Raw genomic sequence first — 21,589 nt, forward strand, 5'->3', positions numbered from 1 at the left:
AAACTAGAATTCCTGCCAGGTTATGCCATTGTCTCCCGTCAGCATGTCGGTCTGATCCGCCCCTGTCAGATCCAAGCCGCCGTTGAAAGTAGCGGAACCACCTACCACGACACTGCCGTTCATGGCAAAGTTTCCGGTACCATTCATCATCAGAGCCCCACCCACCCAGACCAGGCCACCGAGCCGGGTCTTGCTCGCGCCATTGAATACCATGCTTCCCGATGAGACAAAAGAGGCACGAATATCTTGTTTGGTTTTCAGCTTAATTGTTGCCGCGCCGTCCACAACAAAGGTCTTCTCTGAGTCAGAATCAGTAACCGTCAAGTCTCCATCAAATCCTTTTTGGGAATCACAGAATACGTACGAACCTCGGGCAGCACACCCCTGTAAATAGTCGGCACCATTCCCCATATAACGTCTAACAGCATCGATATATTCAAGCTCAGGAACCGGCGTATTGCTTACGCCATAATCACTTCTTTTCTCCCCTTCCACGTTATCCTGTCCATGAATCACCAGGGCCCCACCCGTGAGAATACTGAAATCGGAGAGTTCACTGGGCGGATCGAAGTCGGGCCCGCCGCCCGTGCCGGCCACGATGACCCGATGCCTCGCCAGAACCCCGCCCTCTGCATCGACAGCCTCACCGGCAATGGCGTAACCGGGCTCTCCCTCGAGCCTGCAGGCCGTGTAATAAGCCCGTTGATGGTTTTCTTCACTGCCCCCGGAAAGGGTCGCCTGCGTCCATGCTGAAAGCCTAGGGTCATCGTCCATGATCTCCCGGCAGGCCTGTTCGCCGGCGGATTCATCCAGGCGAGTGATCCGGGACGAAGCCACGGTTTCCGCCGCCATCTTCGCCAGCGCATCCGCACGATAGTTACCGGCCAGTTTTTCGTTGGTCACCCCACCCTGAAGCCCAGTGGTCGCCAGCATCGCGGCCATGACCATCAGGATCAGCACCACGATCAATGCAGCTCCATCCTGCCGATGGGAATAACACCTTGGTTTCATTTGCACTCCTTGGGCTTCCCCCCTTTTCCCCACGGCGGTCCCTGACATATTGACCCATTGCCTCCCGATGACCCGGGAGACCCACCCTGGCTATTGCCATTTTCCTGAGCGGCCTTGATCGCGGCAGCGCGGTTGGTTACCAGAAAAGTGAAGGTCGAGTGATCGGCATCGCCGGCGCCTCCGGGGTCGAGATTCAGAGTCACCTGGTAGGTCGAATCTCCGGCAGACGTCACGCCGAAAGCCCCTGCCTCATCGGCCAAGCCATCGAACATGACCTCCCCGTTGCGCAGCAGCTGCTCGGTATCCGCGTCCACCCGATAGTCAACCGACTCGCCATCGATGCTCAGCGTCAGGGGATCGGTACCCGACACGTCGACACTGTCGGCGCGGCGAATATCCCCCAGCACCCGATTGGCAAAGAAACTCAGGTTCGCCTGACGTTGACTCAACTGACTGATGCGCTCGAACTGCCCCCGCACCAGCTGGAACACCTCGCCGGCACCCAGCAGAATCAGCGAACCGATCAGCAGGGCCACCATCAGCTCCACCAGCCCCAGCCCCGCCTGGCGTATCATGCACCCTCCCCGAGGTTCGGCAGGCGTACCGTGTAATCAAAAGCCTGACGGTTGGATTCGTCGGGGGTAGCACGCCCTTCATCCCAGCTTACAGAGATGTCATAAACGCAATTACCGCCTCCCAGGCTTACAGGGTTTTCACCAATTCCCGGAAGCCACTGTCCCCACTCAGGCGCCCACTTGTCCTTCATTTGCGCTTTCCAGTCCGTGGAGCTTGGATCTGGACACGCGGAATCATCGGCCAAACCTCGCCAGAGCCTTTCCTGCAGGTCCTGAGCAGCCAGCGTGGCAATGGTCCGTTGATAACCCATATGCGTGCTCTGCAGGGCCTTGAGCTGCATGCCCGCCACGCCCAGCAGGCCGATGGCGAGGATCAGCAGCGCCACCAGGGCCTCGATCAGCGAGAAGCCTCTGACATGCCGGCCGGCTTTCTGTGCTATGGCCCCCTGAAAGCCCGTCATTGCGCGCTTATGCCCCCCGACTTCGAAATGGAAAACCCGGCACTGTCCTGTGTCGCTTTATTCGTGACCACGAACTCGCAGGCCCCCGACGGGTCGCCGCAATTGGTGCGTTCGCCCAGCTTGCCGAACGTCACGCTCCCGCCGGACATGGAAAGGCCATTCAGAGAACCAATACGCGTCAACAGAGGATTTTCATCTCCGGCATCCTTTTCCCTGACGAATAGTTGCCAGCTCTGCGAGTCGGTCATCTCGAGCACCATGGAAACCTCCGTATGCCGCGTGATGGCCGCACTGCGCGCATAGCGCACGCCGGCGAGTATCTCGTTGTAGGTGCCCGCCAGGCGGTTGTCGCCCAGCAGCCGATCGAATCCCGGCACCGCGATGACGGCCAGAATGGCGGCGATGGCCAGCACCACGATCAGCTCGAGCAGCGTGAAGCCGCGCTCAATCCCCCTACTGCCAGTCACAGGAGGCACCGTCCGCCATGTCGCTTGTATTCTCCAGGTCGCGCTGGCCGGTCTGGTTCAGCGTCAGGGTGCCGCAACGATCACCGGCCTGCGCCGACCCTGCCTTTGGTGATGCCTCGAGTCGGTACTTGGAAGCCGAGGGCGTGATGATGGTCAGCGTGTAATAGTCGCCCGCCGAAGTGCTGCCGCTTGGGCAACCATCCGCCTGGTAGCTGTAGTGTTCGGTAAAGCACCGCTCCAGCTGATTCGCCGTATCCAGCAGTGCGGTCTTGGCCTCGTTGCGCCGGGCGTCCTGAACGTGGCGGATGTAACTGGGATAGGCCACCGCCGCCAGGATGGCGACGATCACCATGGCGATCATCACTTCCAGCAGAGTGAACCCTCTGGCATTTCGCCGCATGACGTCACTCATCCGTTATCTAGCGTTTCATTATGTATCAATACTGCCAGACTGCCACCCGGCATCCATAAAAAAGTCGGGCCTCGGCCCGACTTTCGACAGCTGGTAATGGTCGCGTTCAGCCGCTGGCGATGACCCGTTCGCGCAGCTCCCGGGGCATCGAGAAGGTGATCGTCTCCTCCTGGCCGACCAGCTCCTCGGGCGCCTCTGCCCCCAGCTCGCGCAGCCGGGCGACGACGCCTTCCACCAGCACCTCGGGGGCACTGGCACCGGCGGTGATGCCCACGGTCTCGACGCCCTCGAGCCAGGTCGGATCAATCTGCCTGGCGTCGTCGATCAGGCGCGCCGTGCTGCCCATGCGCTCGGCCAGCTCGCGCAGGCGGTTGGAGTTGGAGCTGTTGACGCTGCCCACCACCAGCACCAGCTCGGCCGCCTCGGCCAGCTCGCGCACCGCGTCCTGGCGATTCTGGGTGGCGTAACAGATGTCGTCCTTGCGAGGCCCGTCGATGGCGGGAAACTTGTCGCGCAGGGCATCGATCACCCGGGCAGTGTCGTCCATGGACAGCGTGGTCTGGGTGACGAAGGCCAGCTTTTCGGGGTCGCGCACCTCGAGGGCCGCCACGTCCGCCTCGTCCTCGACCAGGTAGATCGCGCCGCCGTACGAGGTGTCGTAGCGGCCCATGGTGCCCTCCACCTCGGGATGGCCGGCATGGCCGATCAGGATGCACTCCTGGCCGCGCCGCGCGTAGCGCAGCACTTCCATGTGCACCTTGGTGACCAGCGGGCAGGTGGCGTCGAAGACCTTGAGCCCGCGGCGCTCGGCCTCCTGCTGCACGGCGCGCGAGACACCGTGGGCGGAGAAGATCACGGTGACGTCGTCGGGCACCTCGTCGAGCTCGTCGACGAAGATGGCGCCCCGCTCGCGCAGGCTTTCCACCACGTAGCGGTTGTGCACCACCTCGTGGCGCACGTAGATGGGCGGGCCGAGCACGTCGAGCGCCCGGTCGACGATGTCGATGGCGCGATCGACGCCGGCACAGAAGCCGCGGGGGTTGGCCAGCTTGATCTGCATGAAGGGCCTCGCTTGATACGCCGCGTATCGTGAAGAAATGGGACAGCGGGGATGGTCAATGAGTCGTGGCGGGACGCACGTCGATCACCTCCACCGCGAAGGTCAGGGTACGCCCCGCCAGCGGATGGTTGAAGTCGACCTCGACGCGCTTCTCGCCGATCTCGGCGATCACCCCCGGCAGCTCGCCGCCGGCCGGGTCGGCGAAGGACATCACCAGCCCTTCCTCCAGCTCGTCGGTGTCCTCGAAGCTGTCGCGAGGGATCGACTGCACGTTCTGCGGGTTGTGCTGGCCGAAACCGTGCTCGGGGGTGATGGTGAAGCGCCCCGACTCGCCGGCGGCCATCCCCTGGATGGGCTGCTCGAAGCCCGGCGGCAGGTTGCCGTCGCCCACCTGGAAGGTGGCCGGCTGCTTGTCTCGGGTGGAATCAACCACCGTGCCGTCCTCGAGTTCGAGGGTGAAGTGCAGGGTGACTTCCATGCCGTCACCGATCCGATAGTCGCTCATGCTCGCAGACTCGCTATGCAGAATGTCACGCCCGGGCGCGCCGGGCGTCACGCAGGGATTCGACGATCAGCCCCAGCGCCCCCAGGGTGATCGCGGTATCGGCCAGGTTGAAGGCGGGGAAGTAGTGGCTTCCCCAGTGGAAGGACAGGAAGTCCACCACGTAGCCGTGCACCAGCCGGTCGTAGAGATTGCCCAGGGCGCCGCCGATGATCAGCGCCAGCGCGGCGGCCAGCCAGGTCTCGCCGCGCTTCAGGCGGGTCAGCCACACGGTCAGGCCCGCGCTGGCCCCGACCGCGATCAGCGCGAACAGCCAGCGCTGCCAGCCGTCGTGGCCGGCCAGGAAGCTGAACGCCGCGCCGGGATTGTGCAGCAGGGTCAGGTTGAACACCGGCAGCACCTCGACCGGCCGGGCGTAGGTCAGCAGCGCACTGGCCAGCAGCTTGCTGCCCAGGTCGAGGATGATCACCAGCGCCGACAGCAGCAGCCAGCGCAACGGTTGCCGCATGGGCACGGCCTCGCCTTCGCGACGCGTCATCGCCTGCTCCTTCACGAGGAAATCCCCCTGGACTCGATTGCCGCGCCCGCCTCAGGCATAGCGGCGAACCTCGCCGGGGCCGTCCGGCAGGTTGCTGATGCAGCGCCCGCACAGGTCCGGATGCTCGGCATGCGTGCCGACGTCCGGGCGATGGTGCCAGCAGCGCTCGCACTTGGCATGCGCGCTGGCCGCCACCGCCACGGCCAGCCCCTCCAGCTCGGTGGCCTCGGCGGCGTCGCCGGCGGCGTCCCGCGAGGCCAGATGCACCTCGCTGGTCAGCAGCACGAAGCGCAGCTCGTCGCCCAGCCGGCCCAGCGTCTCGCGCAGGTCGTCGGCGGCGTAGAGGGTGACCTCGGCGGACAGCCCGCTCTTGATGCGCTTGGCGTTGCGGGCGTCCTCCAGGCACTTGTTGACCGCCTGCTTGACCTGCAGCACCCGCTCCCAGAACTCGCGACCGAACGCGGCGCCGTCGTCGAGGGTCGCCAGGCCGGCGTAGAAGGTCTCGAGCAGCACGCTCTCGCGACGCTCGCCGGGGATGTGCTCGTAGATCTCCTCGCCGGTGAAGCTCAGGATCGGCGCCACCCAGCGCGCGAGCGCCTCGACCACGTGATACAGCGCGGTCTGGCAGCTGCGCCGTGCCAGCGAGTCGGCCTGGGTGGTGTACTGGCGATCCTTGATCACGTCCAGGTAGAAGCCGCCCAGCTCCCGCGAGCAGAAGGTATGCACCTGCTGGTAGACCTCGAGGAAGCGGTACTCGGCGTAGGCCGTCTCGATGCGTGACTGCAGCTGCGCGGCACGGTCGATCACCCACTGGTCCAGCGCCAGCAGATCGTCGAAGGCCACGGCGTCACGCGCCGGGTCGAAGCCGTTGAGGTTGGCGAGCAGGAAGCGCGCGGTGTTGCGGATGCGCCGGTAGGCATCGGCGGTGCGCTTGAGGATCTCGTCGGAGACCGCCATCTCGCCCGAGTAGTCGGTGGAGGCCACCCACAGGCGCAGGATGTCGGCGCCCAGCTTGTCCATCACCTCCTGCGGGGCGATCACGTTGCCCACCGACTTGGACATCTTGCGGCCGTGGGCGTCGACGGTGAAGCCGTGGGTCAGCAGCCCCTTGTAGGGCGGATGGCCGTCGATCGCGCAGCCGGTGAGCAGCGAGGAGTGGAACCAGCCGCGATGCTGGTCGGAACCTTCCAGGTACAGGTCGGCCCGCGGCCCCCGGGCATGGCCGAGGGCGTGGGAGCCGCGCAGCACGTGCCAGTGGGTGGTGCCGGAGTCGAACCACACGTCGAGGGTGTCGGTGGTCTTCTCGTAGTCGGCGGCCTCGTCGCCGAGCAGCTCGGCGGCGTCGAGCCGGAACCAGGCGTCGATGCCCTCGGCCTCGATACGCTGTGCCACGGCCTCCATCAGTTCCAGCGTGCGCGGGTGCAGCTCGCCGGTGGCCTTGTGCAGGAAGAACGGGATCGGCACGCCCCAGTTGCGCTGGCGCGAGATGCACCAGTCGGGCCGGTTGGCGATCATGCTGTGCAGCCGTGCCTTGCCCCAGGCCGGAATGAACTGGGTGGCCTCGATGCCTTCCAGGGCTCGCTCGCGCAGGGTCTTGCCGTCCTCGCCGCGAATGTCCATGCCCACGAACCACTGCGCGGTGGCGCGGTAGATCACCGGCGTCTTGTGGCGCCAGCAGTGCATGTAGCTGTGGGTGATCTTCTCGTGGGCGAGCAGCGCCCCGACTTCCTCCAGCTTGGCGACGATCTGCGGGTTGGCCTTCCAGATCAACTGGCCGCCGAAGAACGGCAGATCGTCGGCGTAGACGCCGTCACTCTGCACCGGGTTGCGGATCTCGTCGAACTCCATGCCGTAGGCACGGCAGGTGACGAAGTCGTCCTCGCCGTAGGCCGGCGCCGAGTGGACGATGCCGGTCCCCGCGTCGGTGGCCACGTAGTCGCCCAGGTACACCGGCGACAGGCGATCGTAGAACGGATGACGGAAACGCAGGTTCTCGAGGCGCGCCCCGGTGGTGGTGGCCAGCGTCTCGCCGCTCAGCCCGAAGCGCTCGAGGCTGCTGTCGACCAGGTCCTCGGCGAGCACCAGCAGCCGCTCGCCGGTATCGACCAGCGCGTAGTCCACCTCGGGGTGCACGTTGAGCGCCTGGTTGGCGGGGATGGTCCAGGGCGTGGTGGTCCAGATCACCACCGCCGCCGGCTTGCTCAGGGCGTCGAGACCGAAGGCCTCGGCCAGCGCCGCGGGGTCATCGGCGGCGAAGGCCACGTCGATGGCGTCGGACTTCTTGTCGGCGTACTCGACCTCGGCCTCGGCCAGCGCCGAGCCGCAGTCGAAACACCAGTTGACCGGTTTCAGGCCCTTGAACACGTAGCCGTGGCGGACCATCTCGGCCAGCGCGCGTACCTCGCCCGCCTCGTTGGCGAAATCCATGGTGCGGTACGGATGCGCCCAGTCGCCCACCACGCCCAGGCGCACGAAGTCCTTGCGCTGGCCGTCGATCTGCTCGGCGGCGTACTCGCGGCACAGCGCGCGCGCCTCGTCCGGCGGCAGGTGCTTGCCGTGCAGCGTCTCGATCTTGTGCTCGATGGGCAGCCCGTGGCAGTCCCAGCCCGGCACGTAGGGCGCGTCGAAACCGGCCAGCCCCTTGGCCTTGATGATGATGTCCTTGAGGATCTTGTTGACGGCATGCCCGATGTGAATGCTGCCGTTGGCATACGGAGGGCCATCGTGCAGCACGAAGGACTGGCGATCCCGCCCCGCCTCGCGCAGGCGCTGGTAGAGATCGAGCTCCTGCCAGCGCTGGAGGCGCGCCGGTTCCCGCTTGGGCAGATTGCCGCGCATCGGGAAGTCGGTTTCTGGCAGGTTGAGAGTGTGCTTGTAGTCGCTCATAGCCTTGGGTCAGCCGTCATCGTTGTCGGCGGACGCATCCGCCGGGAAATCGGAAGTCGTGGAACCCGGCGCCAGCGGCGCCGAGGCCAGCTCGGAGAGACACGCCCCGCCGTCATGCCCCGAGGCGACGGCGTGTTGACGAAAGTAGGCCCGCGCGCGCGCCTGGTCGAGGGTGATCTGGTGCTTGAGCGCCTCGAGGCCGTCGAAGGTCAGCTCGCCGCGCAGCCGGGCGCAGGGCAGCACCTCGATCACCTGGCCGTAGAGGTCCTCGTCGACATCGAACAGATGCACCTCCAGCACCGGGCGCGAGGCCCCGACCGTGGGCCGCCAGCCGACGTTCGCCACCCCCGGCAGGCAGCGCCCGTCGGCGAGCCGGGTCAGCACCGCATAGACCCCGCGCAGGGCCAGCGGCCCGGGCAGCAGCGGCACGTTGGCGGTGGGCACGCCGATGGTGCGCCCCAGCTGGCGATCGGCGACGACCCGGCCGATGAAGCGATAGGGCCGCCCCAGCAGCCGTGCGGCCTGGTAGAAGTTGCCGCTGGCCAGCAGCGTGCGGATGCGGGTGCTGGAGACCCGCTCGTCGTCGAGCAGGAAGGTCCGGGTGTGCTCGACCCCGAAGCCTTCCTGCTCGCCGATCTCGCGCAGCAGGGCGAAGTCCCCGCGCCGATCGCAGCCGAAGCGGAAGTCGTCGCCCACCACCAGATGGCGCACGCCCAGCCCCTCGAGCAGCACGCGATCGACAAAGGCCCGGGCGGTCAGGCTGCGCAGCGCCTCGTTGAAGGGCAGGCAGACGATGCGCTCGGCGCCGTGCTCGGCGAGCAGGCGCACCTTGTCGCGCAGCCGGGTCAGCCGCGGCGGCGCCTGGTCGCCGGCGAAGTACTCGCGTGGCTGCGGCTCGAAGATCACCACGGTCACCGGCAGCGCCAGCGCCCGCGCCCGGTCGCGCAGCTGGTCGAGGATCGCCTGATGACCGCGATGCACGCCATCGAAGTTGCCGATGGTCGCCACGCATCCCCGGTGATGCGCTTTCAGATTGTGCAGACCGCGGATCAGTTGCATACGTCGCTCGGGCATCATCAAATCGTCGATTATAACGAAGGGGATGGGGCTTGACAGCCGCCATCACCCCTGCAGGCGAAAGTCACGCAGGCGCACCCCGGTCGCCCACAGCCAGGCAAAGTAGGTCGCGGCCCCGCCGACCACCAGGGCCGCGAGCCAGGCCGCGCGGCGCCAGACACTCCAGTCGAGCCACACATGCCAGTCCGGCGACAGCCACCACAGCCCGCCCACCATCAGGGCGCAACCGCCCGTCAGCTGCAAGGCATAGCGCCCCCAGCCGGGCTGGAAGACCAGCACGCCGCGCCGGCGCAACCCCCGGGCCAGCAACCCGGCATTGACGAAGGCCGACGCCGAGGTGGCCAGCGCCAGCCCGGCATGCGCCAGCGGCAGGATCAGCGCCAGGTTGAAGGCCATGTTGGCGACCATGGCGACGATGCCGATCTTCACCGGCGTGGCAGTGTCCTGGCGGGCGAAGTAGCCCGGCGCCAGGACCTTGATCAGCATGAAGGCCACCAGCCCCAGCGCATAGGCGCGCAGGCTCCTCGACGCCATGACGATGTCGTGGTCGGTCATCGCCCCGTAGTGGAACAGGCTGACCAGCAGCGGCTCGGCGAGCACCACCAGCGCCAGCGCCGCCGGCAGGCCCAGCAGCAGCACGGCGCGCAGCGACCAGTCGAGCATCTTCGCGAAATGCTCGCGGGACTGCTCGGCATGGCGCTTGGACAGCGCCGGCAGGATCACCGTGCCGATCGCCACACCGAACACCCCCAGCGGCAGCTCCACCAGGCGATCCGAATAGTAGAGCCACGACACGCTCCCCGAGGCGAGCAGCGAGGCCAGCACGGTATCCAGCAGCAGATTGACCTGCGACACCGAGACCCCGAACAGGGCCGGCGCCATCAGCCACAGGACGCGCCGCACGCCGGGATGGCGAAAGCGCGGCCAGGGCCGCGGCAGCAGCCCCTGACGCGCCAGGAACGGCACCTGAAAGGCCAGCTGGGCCGCCCCGGCGATCAGCACCCCCCAGGCCAGGGCCATCGACGGCACCGCCATCCACGGGGTCAGCCACACCGCGGCGCCGATCAGCACCAGGTTGAGCAGCACCGGGGTGAAGGCCGGTACGGCGAAGCGATTCCAGGTATTGAGCACGCTGCCGGAAAACGCCGTCAGCGAGATCAGCAGCAGGTAGGGAAACGTCAGCCGCAGCATGTCGGCGGTCAGCGCCAGCTTCTCGGGATCGCGGCCGAAGCCCGGCGCGAACAGCCAGGCCAGCCAGGGCGCGGCCAGCATCGCCAGGGCGGTGAGCAGGGCCAGGACCAGCGTCAGGCTCCCCGAGACCGCATCGAGCAGTTCGCGCACCTCCTCGCGGGTACGCTGCGTGGCGTACTCGGAGAGCACCGGCACGAAGGCCTGGTTGAAGGCCCCCTCGGCGAACAGCCGGCGCATGAAGTTGGGGATCTTGAACGCCACGAAGAAGGCATCGGCGCCGCTGCCGGCCCCGAACAGCGCGGCGATGGTCACGTCGCGCACCAGCCCCATCACCCGCGAGATCATGGTCATCACGCTGACCACCAGCCCCGAGCGCAGCAGCCCCCCGCGACGCGATGCCGCCCTGCCCGGGGCCGACTCGGGGCCGCCGTCACCCGCGGCGGGCGAGACGCCGGTGACGTCATCGGCGGTCACGCGGCGACCGGACTGGGCTTGCTGCTCGGCCATCACGCCTCCTTGCTGACCCTCACGCCACCGGCGGCACGCACGCGGGTGGCACGCACAAAAAAACCGGCCGTAGCCGGTTTTTCGAGAACCCGTGACCGTCGGGCGCGCCGACGGTCATCGGCTCAGCGACACCGGCTCAGGCCGCCAGCGCCTTGATCCGCTTGTTGAGACGGCTCTTGATGCGGGCCGCCTTCTTCTTGGACAGCGCGTCCTTGTCGGCGATGCGGTCGATGACCGGCTGCGCCGCCTTGAACGCGTCCATGGCCTGGGCGTGATCGCCGGTCTGGATCGCCTTGATCACACGCTTGACGTAGGTCCGCACCATGCTGCGCTGGCTGGCGTTGTGCTTGCGACGCTGTTCCGCCTGGCGCGCGCGCTTCTGGGCTTGCTTGGTATTCGCCACCGTAATCTCCTTGGAGAATCGCTAAATTCGGTAGATAAGTCTTTGACCGGCTTCGACTCTTCGGATCCGCCGAAGCGGTTTGGCCGCTCAACAACCACGGGCCATGTCTGAGAGGATGCGGCATTCTAGCACGGCGCCCCGGGGCTTGCCACAGCCCGCGCGGTGCCTGAGTCGAGTCCCGCGGCACACTTCCGGCCGGCGGGGCTATCCGAAAAGTCGGCGGGCGAGGGCCAGCCAGGCCGTGGGAGCGACTTCAGTCGCGATGAAGCCGCCACCGGGCCGCCGTTGTCGGGGATGAATCCCCTCCCACAGACTACTCCGGCAGGCCGGCCAGCCTGGCTTGCTCCGACTGGCCGGAGGGAGCGCCCGTGAACACCTGATGGGGGGGGTATACCGCTACAGCACCACCAGGTTGTCGCGATGGATCAGCTCCGGGGCTTCCATGTAGCCGAGGATCGCCTCGATCTGGTGGCTCGGCTGGCCGAGCAGGCGCGCCGCCGCATCGCTGCCGTAGTTGACCAGCCCCTTGGCCACCCGCTCGCCCTGCTCGTCGACACAGACCACCATGTCGCCGCGCACGAAATGCCCCTCGACGGCCCGCACGCCCACCGGCAGCAGGCTCGAGCCGCGATCGCGCAGCACGCTCACCGCGCCGGCATCCAGGGTCAGGGTGCCGCGCACCTTCAACTGCCCGGCGAGCCAGCGCTTGCGCGCGGCCAGCGGCGCGTGCTCGGGCCGCAGCAGCGTGCCCAGCCGCTCGCCGTCGATCAGCCGGGTCAGCACGTCCGCCTGGCGGCCGCCGGCGATCGCCGTCACCGCCCCGGAGCGCGCCGCCAGCCGGGCCGCGCGGATCTTGGTGGTCATGCCGCCACGCCCCAGCACGCCGCCGCCGCCGGCCATCGCCGCCAGCCGCGGGTCGTCGGCGCGCCCCTCGGGAATCAGCGCGGCCTGCGGGTTGTGGCGCGGGTCGGCGTCGTAGAGCCCTTCCTGGTCGGTGAGGATGACCAGGGCATCGGCCTCGAGCAGGTTGGCCACCAGTGCGCCCAGGGTGTCGTTGTCGCCGAAGCGGATCTCGTCGGTGACCACGGTGTCGTTCTCGTTGACCACCGGGATCACCCGCAGGTCGACCAGGGTGCGCAGCGCGGAGCGCGCGTTGAGGTAGCGCTTGCGGTTGGACAGGTCGTCGTGGGTCAGCAGCACCTGGGCGCTGCGCAGCTCGTGACGGGCGAAGTGGCCCTGATAGCACTGCGCCAGGCCGGTCTGGCCCACCGCCGCGGCGGCCTGCAGCTCGTGGACCGCCGAGGGACGCACGCTCCAGCCGAGCTGCGCCATGCCCGCCGCCACCGCGCCGGAGGAGACCAGCACCACCTCGATGCCGCGTGCATGCAGCGCGGCGATCTGGTCGACCCAGCCGCCGATGGCCGGCTCGTCGAGGCCGCGACCGTCATCGGTCAGCAGCGCGCTGCCGATCTTCACCACCACGCGCCGCGCGCCGGTCAGCGCCTCGCGTCCCGGCGCCCGCTCGTCGTTGCTCTGCATCCTCTCCTCGACTCCACTGCTGTCCCGGCCCGGGGCGCCCGACAGGCACCCGTCGCCTCAGGGGGCGTACTCGACCTCGACATCGTAATCGTCGTCGTCGAAGTCGTCATCGTCGTCCACGTCCTCGCGGGCCGGCTTGCGCTTGCGGCTCAACCGCGACTCGGCGCGCGCCACCGCCTCGGCCTCCATGCGTGCGCGCATCTCGCGCTCGCGCTCAGCGACCACCTCGTCCTCGGTCTCGAGGATGCGCTGGTCGGTCAGCCAGCGGTGCACCGCCTCCACCAGCGGCCGCGTCCCCTCGGCGGCGATCGCCGAGATGCGGAACACCGGTCCTTCCCAGGCCAGCGCCGCGACGATCGCCTCGGCGCGTGCCTCGCGCTCGTCCTCGGGCAGCAGGTCGAGCTTGTTGAGCACCAGCCAGCGCGGCCGCTCGGCCAGGGCCGGCGAGAACTGCTCGAGCTCGCGGGCGATGGCCCGGGCCGACTCGACCGGGTCGGACTCGTCGAACGGCGCCACATCGACCACGTGCAGCAGCAGCCGCGTGCGGGTCAGGTGCTTGAGAAAGCGCAGCCCCAGCCCGGCGCCGTCGGAGGCGCCCTCGATCAGCCCCGGCACGTCGGCCATCACGAAGTGCTCATGGGTGCCCAGCTTGACCACCCCGAGGTTGGGCACCAGCGTGGTGAACGGGTAGTTGGCGACCTTGGGCTTGGCGGCCGACACGGCGCGGATCAGCGTCGACTTGCCGGCATTGGGCATGCCCAGCAGGCCGACATCGGCCATCACCTTCATTTCCAGACGCAGGTTGCGCCGCTCGCCCGGCGTGCCCGGCGTGGTCTTGCGCGGCGCGCGATTGGTCGAGGACTTGAAGTGGATATTGCCCAGCCCGCGACGCCCGCCCTGGGCGACCAGCACAACCTGACCGGACTCGGTGACATCGGCGATCACCTCGAGGGTATCCTCGTCGATCACCGTGGTGCCCACCGGCACCTTGACGTGCAGGTCGTCGCCGGCCTTGCCGCTCATCTGGCGGCCCTGCCCCGGCTGACCGTTGGGGGCCTTGTAGAAGCGCTGATACTTGAAATCGATCAGGGTGTTCAGCGCGTCGTCGCCGATCAGGTAGACACTGCCGCCGTGGCCGCCGTCGCCGCCGTCCGGCCCGCCCTTGGGCACGAACTTCTCGCGGCGGAAGCTCAGGCAGCCCTTGCCGCCGTTGCCGGCCTCCACGATGATCGATGCTTCGTCGACGAATTGCATTGGACACTCTCCCGACGGCACAGGCCGTCATGATACAAGAAGGCCCCGCCATGGCGGGGCCGGATGGCGAGGCCTTCCTGCGTCGATTCGCGACGGTCTCAGGCGGAGACGACGCTCACGAACTTGCGGTTCTTCGGACCCTTGGTCTCGAACTTGACCACGCCTTCGTCCAGGGCGAACAAGGTGTGGTCCTTGCCGATGCCGACGCCGGTACCGGCGTGGAACCGGGTGCCGCGCTGACGCACGATGATGTTGCCCGGCGCGACGGCCTGGCCACCGAACAGCTTGACACCCAGACGCTTGGATTCGGAGTCGCGGCCGTTGCGCGTACTACCGGCTGCCTTCTTGTGAGCCATTGCAAATACCTCGCTCGTTCGGGGGAGTACTGCCGCTTACGCGGAGATCCCGGTGATCTTGACTTCCGTGAACCACTGACGGTGGCCCTGACGACGCATGGAGTGCTTGCGACGACGGAACTTGAGGATGTTGACCTTCTCGCCACGACCGTGGGACACGACTTCGGCGGTCACCTTGGCACCGTCGACCAGCGGCGCGCCGACCTTGACGTCGTCGCCGTCGGCGACCAGCAGCACCTGGTCGAAATCGAGGCTGTCGCCGGTGGCCACTTCAAGCTTCTCGAGCTTCAGGGTCTGGCCTTCCTGGACGCGGTACTGCTTACCGCCACTCTTGATAACAGCGTACATGTTGCTCTCCAGACACTCATCGGGGGATGGGCTCTTCATCGACCTGCGGCGAGTGGCGCCCCTTCCGGCAGCCATCTGACAGGGAGCATGATGAGTAGGGTCGCGGATTATAACCGTCGCCGACCACGGCGGCAAGAGGCTCGATCGGGCGCCACGCCGCACGGCGCCTCGCCTTGACGCCCCCCACCCCCCCCTCATAGCATAGCGACAAGCCTAGGCCGGCCCCGGGTTCGACTGCCGCACGCTTGCCGGGCGCTCAGAGCCTCGTCCGTTTCACGACGACGCCCTCGGCCAGCGCCCGGCGCTTGCCGGGCCCCAACTCCAGGACCACAGCCCACGACATGCAACCCAACGCATCGCCCATTCATGCCGCGGTGGCCGAGGATTTCGCCGCCGTCGATCGCACGGTCCTCGACCAGCTGCACTCGCGGGTACCGCTCGTCGAGACCATCGGCCAGTACATCATCGACAGCGGCGGCAAGCGCCTGCGCCCGCTGCTGGTACTCCTGTCCGCACGCGCGCTGGACTACGCCGGCGACGCCCACATCCGCCTGGCCACGCTGATCGAGTTCATGCACACCTCGACGCTGCTCCACGACGACGTGGTCGACGAGTCGAGCCTGCGACGCGGCCGCACCACCGCCAACGAGAACTGGGGCAACGCCCCCTCGGTGCTGGTCGGCGACTTCCTCTACTCGCGCTCGTTCCAGATGATGGTCGAGATCGGCTCGATGCGGGTCATGCAGATCCTCTCCGCGGCCACCTGTACCATCGCCGAAGGCGAAGTCCTGCAGCTGACCAACGTCGGCAATCCCGACGTCGACGAGGCCGCCTACTTCGAGACCATCACCGGCAAGACGGCGATGCTCTTCGAGGCCGCCTCCCACAGCGGCGCCGTGCTCGCCGGCGCCACGCCGGAGCAGGAGGAGGCCCTGCGCCTCTACGGCCGCCATCTGGGCCTGGCCTTCCAGCTCATCGACGACCTGCTCGACTACCAGGGCGACGCCGGCACCATGGGCAAGAACGTCGGCGACGATCTCGCCGAGGGCAAGCCGACCCTGCCGCTGATCCACGCCATGCGCGAGGGCAACGCCGAACAGGCCGCGCTGATCCGCAAGGCGATCCGCAAGGGCGGGCTCGATTCGCTCGACGAGGTGCTGGCGATCATCGACGAGACCGGCGCGCTGGACTACACCCGCCAGCGCGCCGAGGACATGGCCGCCAGGGCGCTGGCCCAGCTCGAGGCACTGCCCGCCAGCCGCTATCGCGACACCCTCGCGACCCTGGCGCACCTGGCCGTCGAACGCAAAGCCTGAATCAGGGGGTTGCCAAGTGCGCCGCGATGCGTATAATGCAGCCCCGTTGAGGCACACGCCCAGCGACACGGAGTATAGCTCAGCTTGGTAGAGCGCTGCCTTCGGGAGGCAGAGGTCGTAGGTTCGAATCCTGCTACTCCGACCAAGAATACGAGCAAAAACGGCCACTTAGCTCATCGGAGCGGTGGCCGTTTTTCGTTGCCGAGCATTCAGGTAGCAAATAGGTAGCAAGCGGCGAAGCCTGTCTTCTGACCAGATCACCCTATACGGCACGATTCTGTAGCCTCACGACAGTGCTCAAGCAGCAGGCACTGCACCTGGGCACCGTCCGCCCTCCGCTCGAATGACGCACCCTCTTTCCTTGGCGGCGTGATGGACCCACCGTTCACCATCGTCCCAGCCTACACGCCAAGGAGCGCTATGGCGGTTAAGGGCACGCTTCCACTTGGGGTGCTCCAGCTGCATGCCCGCAGGCACAGCAGGTTGGCCACGCCCTTTGGCCGCCGCTCGCTCATCTAAGCCCCTGATAAACTGGGCACCTTGTAGCCGGGCGGCAGCCTGATCGTCTTCTCCCGAAGATCACGGAGAAATCCTTTCCCCTTGTTGCTGGGGCAGTTTTTCGTGAGACTTCAGGCTCTGCCAGCACATCTACAGACAGCTTTATTCCGTTACAATCGCACGAGCAAGGTTCCAATTACCCTCACCTGACTCATCGGAGCACTGCATATGAAGGAGAAGTGGCTTCATGCCCACGAAGTCGGTACCTCCTTCGGCAGAAATAGCCGCGAGGTGAGCCCCAGGGCCCGCAACGGCAATACCAGCGAGGGCAGCAAGTCCGATGCGTGATCAAGCGACACTCAAGCGCCTGGGATTCATGACCCAGCAGGGCAGCACTCACACGGCTCGCACCCTCATGCTCAGCGAGCTCAGCACCCTGTTCGACCATGTCGCCGAAGAGGCCGGCAAGGAGGAGTACCTGGACGCCATCCGCGATGCCAACTGCCTCTCCAAGCGCTCCGGCCGCACCCGTCAGCTGACGGCCAGCCATCTGGCCTACCTCTATGGCCTCGACTCTGCCAACCCGATTCACGCCGGCCTGCGCTACTTCTGGTCACGGGATGAGGCCGCACGCCCTCAGCTCGCTCTGCTGGCGGCAGCAGCCCGTGACTCCCTGCTCAGAGACCTCGCCCCCGCCATTCTCGCCAATCCGCTGGGTACATCGATAACCCGCGAATCGGTCGAGGAAGCCATCGAGCAGCGTTGGCCGGGCCGCTTCAGTCCGGCGACACGGAAATCCGTCGCCCAGAACATCAACAGCAGCCTGGTGCAGGTCGGCTACCTGCTTGGCCGTATAAAGAAGGTACGCGCCCGCCTGGAGCCTACGACAGGCACTGTCGCCTACGCCCTTTATCTTGCATGGTTGCAGGGCGGCCGAGGCGAACTGCTGCTGCAGAGCCCCTGGTGCAAGCTGCTCGACGCCAGCCAAGACCGCCTGCTGGAGTTGGCGGCACAGGCTTCGGCCAAGGGCTGGATAGTGATGCGCCGGGTCGACAACGTGATCGATATCGACTTCCCTGCCCTGGTTCCGGTGGTCACCCAGGCCCTGACGCCCACCGAACCCACGGCTGCCTCTCAGCAGGAGAACCTCCATGAGCAAGGTTAAGCGCCTGATCGACTCCTACGGCCGCTTTATCGCCCTGCCCTGGCGCGACGACGCCGCGGCGGCCCAACGTGTCGTCTTCTGCGTCTACCCGGAAACCGAGGAACTTCGCCTGCGTGCCAACCTGGGGGAATTCGAGCTGGTGACACGCCAGAACGACCATGAGTGGTTGGCGTTCGACCTGACCGATACCTTCGCCCTGTGGATGGCTGAGCAGAAATATGCCAAAGGGTACTTCAGGTCTCCGGCCAAGCTGGCTACGGTGATCCATCGCTATCTGGACTGGCTGGAGGCCCGCTTCACCGCGGAGCTATCCGCCCAGGGTGTTGGCGACAACCACGTCGTCACCTTGTATGGCGTCGGCAGCCTGTTTGGCCTGCTGAAGGTCAAGGAGGTGGTGGACCGCCTGGCCCCCCGCGTCAGCGGTCGCTTGGCCGTGCTGTTCCCGGGCAGCTTCGAGAACAACAACTACCGGCTGCTGGACGGCTATGACGGCTGGAACTACCTGGCCACGCCCATCACCGCCGATGGGGCCCGCTGAACCAGCACCACGCAAGAATTCATACTTCGCTACCGCAGGGGAAAGGACGCATGCGCAACCGCGATATCTACGCCAAGGACCCATCCCAGCAGCGCCTGGTCAACGAGGGCGTCGCCTACGTCAACGACGACAGAAGCGACCGGGCCCAGAAGGTACTGCGCTACGAGCTGGAGACCTTCGTCTGCGACGGCCAGTACGCCAGAGGCATGCAGGATATTCTGGATACCTACCTGCGCAATCTGAGCGGCGGTGCCTCCCAGCAGCCCGGCGTGTGGATCAGCGGCTTCTTCGGTTCGGGCAAATCCCACATGGCTAAGATGCTGCGCAACCTGTGGGAAGACGTCACCCTCGACGATGGTGCCACCGCCCGCGGCCTCGTCCACCTGCCCCAGGAGATCCAGGACCTGTTCAAGGAACTCTCCACCCAGGGCAAACGCCATGGTGGCCTGTTCGCCGCCTCCGGCACTTTGGGAGCGAGTTCACGCGACAAGAGCGTGCGCCTGGCATTGCTCTCGGTGATCTTCCGCGCGGCCGGCTTGCCGCAGCAGTACCCTGTCGCCCGCTTCGTGATGTGGCTGCGTGACGAGGGCATCCTTGAGCAGGTACGCGACGACGTCGTCAGCCGCGGTGACGACTGGCAGGAGGAGCTCGATAACTTCTACGTCGCCGAGTCACTGCACGAGGCCCTGGTCCAGGCCAAGCCGAGGATATTTAGCAGCGTGGAGTCCTGCGCCGAGACCCTCAGCCACCTCTACCCTCACGTCAACGACATCAGCAGCGACGAGATGCTCAAGGCCATCCGCCAGGCGCTGAGCCAGGACGGCAAGATGCCGCTCACCCTGGTGGTACTGGATGAGGTGCAGCAGTACATCGGCACCGACGGGCAGCGTTCCATCGACGTGCAGGAAGCGGTGGAAGCCTGCTGCAAGGAGATCGGCAGCCGCCTGATGTTCATCGGCACCGGCCAGACCGCCATTACCGGCACCAGCAACCTGGCACGCCTGCAGGGCCGTTTCACCACTCGCATCGAGCTCTCTGATGCCGACGTCGACGCCGTTATCCGCCAGGTGGTGCTGGCCAAGAAGCCCGAGGCCAAGGCGCCGGTCGCCGAGGTGATGGAGGGCAATCTCGGCGAGATCTCCCGCCACCTGGCCGAGACTTCCATTGCTCACCGCCAGGAGGATACCCGCCACTTCGCTCAGGACTACCCCATCCTGCCGGTGCGTCGTCGCTTCTGGGACGCCGCCCTGCGTGTGCTCGACCAGACCGGTACCGACAGCCAGCTGCGCAACCAGCTCAGCATGATCCACAAGGCGATCCAGACCAACCTGGACGCCCCGCTGGGCAACATCATCCCCGGCGACTACCTCTACTTTGACGCCACCGACAAGCTGTTGCAGTTCCGTGCACTGCCGCGCAAGCTCCACGACGCCACCCAGCAGTGGCGTAACGGCAGTGAAGACGAGCAGCTGATGGCGCGAGCCTGTGCCGTGGTGTTCCTGATCAACAAGGTCGCCAGCACCAACACCGAGCTCGGCCTGCATCCTACCCTGGCCAACATCGCCGACCTGCTGGTCGATGACCTCAAGGCCGGCAGCAGCTCGCTGCGCAGTCGCCTGCCGGATCTTCTCGATGAGTGCGAGTTCATCATCAAGGTGGGCGACGAGTATCGGATCCAGACCGAGGAGAGCGCCGCCTGGAACGACGCCTTCCTCGCCCACAAGAGCACCCTGGGCAACGCCACCCACCAGATCGAGACCGAGCGCGACGACCTGATCCGCCAGCACTTCGCCAAGCAGGTCGGTAACCTCACGGTGAACCACGGCGAGTCCAAGGTGCCGCGCCCGCTCTCGCCGGTCTTCGACATGACGCTGCCCAAGGATGCCGCCGAGAGGCTCTATGTCTGGGTGCGCAACGGCTGGTCGGATGACATCAGCCAGGTGCGTGCCGATGCCCGCCAGGCGGGGTCGGAATCCCCCACCCTGTTCGTGTTCATCCCCAAGCGCTCCGCTGACGAGCTACGCAACCAGCTGATCGAGTTCAAGGCCGCCAGCGCGACCCTGGAGACCCGCGGTACGCCCGGCACCCCTGAAGGGGAAGAGGCGCGAGCCGCCATGCAGACTACCCGCGATGCCGCCCAGCGGCGCATTCGCGAACTGCTCGACGAGGCCTTCAACGGCGCCCAGGTATTCCAAGGCGGCGGTAACGAGATCGTCGGTGCCACCCTGCGTGAGGCCATTCAGGAAGGCGCCGAGAACGCCCTGGCCCGCCTGCATCCCAAGTTCCATCAGGCCGACCACGCCGGTTGGGAGAAGGTCTATTCCAAGGCCAAGCAGGGCGCTCCCGATGCCCTCAAGGCCGTGGGCTACGATGGCGAGCCCCAGAGTCATCCGGTATGCAAGGCTGTTCTGAGTTTCCTCGGCGGCGGCAAGAAGGGTAGCGAGATACGCGACCATTTCGAGCACGGTGATTACGGCTGGTCCCAGGACGCCATCGATGGCGCCGTGCAGGTGCTACTGGTCGCCGGACAGATCCGCACCACCGATGGCACCTCTCCCCAGGAGTTGGACCGTCGCGCCATCGGCAAGACCGAGTTCCGCGTGGAGGCCACGACCATCTCCGCGGGGGAGCGCATCAAGATCCGCAAGGTGATGCAGAAGCTCGGCGTGCAGGCCAAGTCTGGCGAGGAGTCCGCCAAGGCGCCGGATTTCGCCGACAAGCTCCGAACCCTGGCCGAACAGGCAGGTGGCGAACCGCCGGCTCCGGAGGCTCCCCGTCTGGATGCCCTGGAAGCCGTGCGTACCAGCAGCGGTAACGACCAGCTCAAGGCCATCGTCAGCAACCAGGGCGAGCTGCTTACCGCCATCGATGAGTGGAAGGCCACCGCCGAGAAGATCCAGCAGCGCCGACCCGCCTGGGGCACACTCAAGCGCCTGGCCGACCACGCCAGGAGCCTGCCCGACGCCGAGCCGTTGCTGGCCCAGGTCAGCCAGATCCGCGAGCACCGCTCGCTGCTGGACGACCCGGATCCCGTCCAGCCCCTGCTGGCCAACCTCACCCAGCAGTTCCGTGACACCTTCAACGACCTGCAGCAGCGCTATGCGGACGAGCATGCCGCCGGAATGCAGCGCCTGGAGGCGGATGACAACTGGCAGCAGCTCTCGCCGGACCAACGCCACGACCTGCTCGCCGCCAAGCGCCTGACGGCTCACGACGCCCCCGAGATCACCCTCGGCGGCACCGACCAGGTCCTGGAAACCCTGAACCATGTGCGTCCCGACGCCCTGGCCGACCGCATCGCCGCGCTATCCAGTCGCTTTGATGAGGTGCTGGTCAAGGCAGCCGAGGAGATGGAGCCCGAGGTGCAGTTCGTCAACCTGCCGCGCCGCACCCTCAAGAGTGAGGCCGATATCGATGCCTGGCTGGAGGACGTTCGTCGTGAGCTGCTCGAGGCCCTGCAGGACGGGCCGGTGATCACCCAGTAA

At 66.6% G+C, this 21,589-nt stretch carries 20 protein-coding genes and 1 tRNA gene; 5 read left to right on the forward strand and 16 right to left on the reverse strand.

What is annotated here, in order from left to right:
• Positions 1-3 precede the first annotated feature (3 nt).
• The 16 genes from KGQ91_RS02670 to rplU all read right to left on the reverse strand — a co-directional run bounded on the left by KGQ91_RS02670 (position 4) and on the right by rplU (position 14,587).
• The gene (locus KGQ91_RS02670) at positions 4-1,011 is read right to left on the reverse strand and encodes a pilus assembly PilX family protein (RefSeq protein ID WP_224420188.1); all 1,008 of its coding nucleotides are present in this window, start codon (positions 1,009-1,011) and stop codon (positions 4-6) included.
• Positions 1,008-1,586 (reverse strand): PilW family protein, encoded by a 579-nt coding sequence (locus tag KGQ91_RS02675; RefSeq protein WP_224420189.1) that lies wholly within the window; start codon positions 1,584-1,586, stop codon positions 1,008-1,010. Before KGQ91_RS02675 ends, KGQ91_RS02670 begins: the two co-directional genes overlap by 4 nt.
• A complete protein-coding gene (pilV, locus tag KGQ91_RS02680) occupies positions 1,583-2,047 on the reverse strand; it encodes a type IV pilus modification protein PilV (RefSeq protein WP_224420190.1) in 465 nt (154 codons plus the stop codon). Before pilV ends, KGQ91_RS02675 begins: the two co-directional genes overlap by 4 nt.
• Positions 2,044-2,514, reverse strand: coding sequence for a GspH/FimT family pseudopilin (locus tag KGQ91_RS02685; protein WP_224420191.1), 471 nt, complete (start codon positions 2,512-2,514; stop codon positions 2,044-2,046). Before KGQ91_RS02685 ends, pilV begins: the two co-directional genes overlap by 4 nt.
• Complete coding sequence (locus KGQ91_RS02690; protein WP_318010233.1) at positions 2,501-2,926, reverse strand: type IV pilin protein; 426 nt, start codon at positions 2,924-2,926, stop codon at positions 2,501-2,503. Before KGQ91_RS02690 ends, KGQ91_RS02685 begins: the two co-directional genes overlap by 14 nt.
• 106 nt (positions 2,927-3,032) lie before the next feature.
• The gene (gene ispH / locus KGQ91_RS02700) at positions 3,033-3,986 is read right to left on the reverse strand and encodes a 4-hydroxy-3-methylbut-2-enyl diphosphate reductase (protein ID WP_224420192.1); all 954 of its coding nucleotides are present in this window, start codon (positions 3,984-3,986) and stop codon (positions 3,033-3,035) included.
• Between the two features lie 55 nt (positions 3,987-4,041).
• A complete protein-coding gene (gene fkpB / locus KGQ91_RS02705) occupies positions 4,042-4,491 on the reverse strand; it encodes an FKBP-type peptidyl-prolyl cis-trans isomerase (RefSeq protein ID WP_163650593.1) in 450 nt (149 codons plus the stop codon).
• Between the two features lie 25 nt (positions 4,492-4,516).
• Entirely contained in the window at positions 4,517-5,026 is a 510-nt protein-coding gene (lspA, locus tag KGQ91_RS02710) for a signal peptidase II (RefSeq protein WP_163650592.1), read from the reverse strand.
• 51 nt (positions 5,027-5,077) lie between these two features.
• Entirely contained in the window at positions 5,078-7,912 is a 2,835-nt protein-coding gene (ileS, locus tag KGQ91_RS02715; RefSeq protein WP_224420193.1) for an isoleucine--tRNA ligase, read from the reverse strand.
• A gap of 9 nt (positions 7,913-7,921) precedes the next feature.
• A complete protein-coding gene (gene ribF, locus KGQ91_RS02720) occupies positions 7,922-8,971 on the reverse strand; it encodes a bifunctional riboflavin kinase/FAD synthetase (RefSeq protein WP_163650590.1) in 1,050 nt (349 codons plus the stop codon).
• A gap of 63 nt (positions 8,972-9,034) precedes the next feature.
• Positions 9,035-10,687: a murein biosynthesis integral membrane protein MurJ gene (gene murJ, locus KGQ91_RS02725; protein ID WP_163650589.1), complete on the reverse strand. Its 1,653-nt coding sequence runs from the start codon at positions 10,685-10,687 to the stop codon at positions 9,035-9,037.
• 136 nt (positions 10,688-10,823) lie between these two features.
• Positions 10,824-11,090 (reverse strand): 30S ribosomal protein S20, encoded by a 267-nt coding sequence (rpsT, locus tag KGQ91_RS02730; protein ID WP_163650588.1) that lies wholly within the window; start codon positions 11,088-11,090, stop codon positions 10,824-10,826.
• A 396-nt stretch (positions 11,091-11,486) separates the two neighbouring features.
• On the reverse strand, positions 11,487-12,629 hold the full coding sequence (gene proB / locus KGQ91_RS02735; RefSeq protein ID WP_163650587.1) for a glutamate 5-kinase: 1,143 nt from the start codon (positions 12,627-12,629) through the stop codon (positions 11,487-11,489).
• A 57-nt stretch (positions 12,630-12,686) separates the two neighbouring features.
• Positions 12,687-13,883 carry an Obg family GTPase CgtA gene (gene cgtA / locus KGQ91_RS02740; protein WP_163650586.1) on the reverse strand — a complete coding sequence of 399 codons (1,197 nt, stop codon included), beginning with the start codon at positions 13,881-13,883 and terminating at the stop codon, positions 12,687-12,689.
• Positions 13,884-13,981: 98 nt separating this feature from the next.
• Complete coding sequence (gene rpmA / locus KGQ91_RS02745; RefSeq protein WP_163650585.1) at positions 13,982-14,239, reverse strand: 50S ribosomal protein L27; 258 nt, start codon at positions 14,237-14,239, stop codon at positions 13,982-13,984.
• Between the two features lie 36 nt (positions 14,240-14,275).
• Positions 14,276-14,587 carry a 50S ribosomal protein L21 gene (rplU, locus tag KGQ91_RS02750; protein ID WP_163650584.1) on the reverse strand — a complete coding sequence of 104 codons (312 nt, stop codon included), beginning with the start codon at positions 14,585-14,587 and terminating at the stop codon, positions 14,276-14,278.
• A 341-nt stretch (positions 14,588-14,928) separates the two neighbouring features.
• On the opposite strand from rplU, the gene ispB reads away from it, so the two are divergent.
• The 5 genes from ispB to brxC all read left to right on the forward strand — a co-directional run bounded on the left by ispB (position 14,929) and on the right by brxC (position 21,589).
• Entirely contained in the window at positions 14,929-15,903 is a 975-nt protein-coding gene (gene ispB, locus KGQ91_RS02755; RefSeq protein WP_163650583.1) for an octaprenyl diphosphate synthase, read from the forward strand.
• Between the two features lie 68 nt (positions 15,904-15,971).
• A tRNA-Pro gene (locus tag KGQ91_RS02760) sits at positions 15,972-16,048 on the forward strand.
• Between the two features lie 693 nt (positions 16,049-16,741).
• Positions 16,742-17,566, forward strand: a complete 825-nt coding sequence (locus KGQ91_RS02765) for a hypothetical protein (RefSeq protein WP_224416379.1) — start codon at positions 16,742-16,744, stop codon at positions 17,564-17,566.
• Entirely contained in the window at positions 17,553-18,104 is a 552-nt protein-coding gene (locus tag KGQ91_RS02770) for a BREX protein BrxB domain-containing protein (RefSeq protein WP_224416378.1), read from the forward strand. The genes KGQ91_RS02765 and KGQ91_RS02770 overlap by 14 nt, the downstream gene beginning before the upstream one ends.
• Before the next feature lie 50 nt (positions 18,105-18,154).
• Positions 18,155-21,589 (forward strand): BREX system P-loop protein BrxC, encoded by a 3,435-nt coding sequence (gene brxC, locus KGQ91_RS02775; RefSeq protein WP_224416377.1) that lies wholly within the window; start codon positions 18,155-18,157, stop codon positions 21,587-21,589.

Source organism: Modicisalibacter tunisiensis (assembly GCF_020148005.1).
Classification (GTDB): Bacteria; Pseudomonadota; Gammaproteobacteria; order Pseudomonadales; family Halomonadaceae; genus Modicisalibacter; species Modicisalibacter tunisiensis.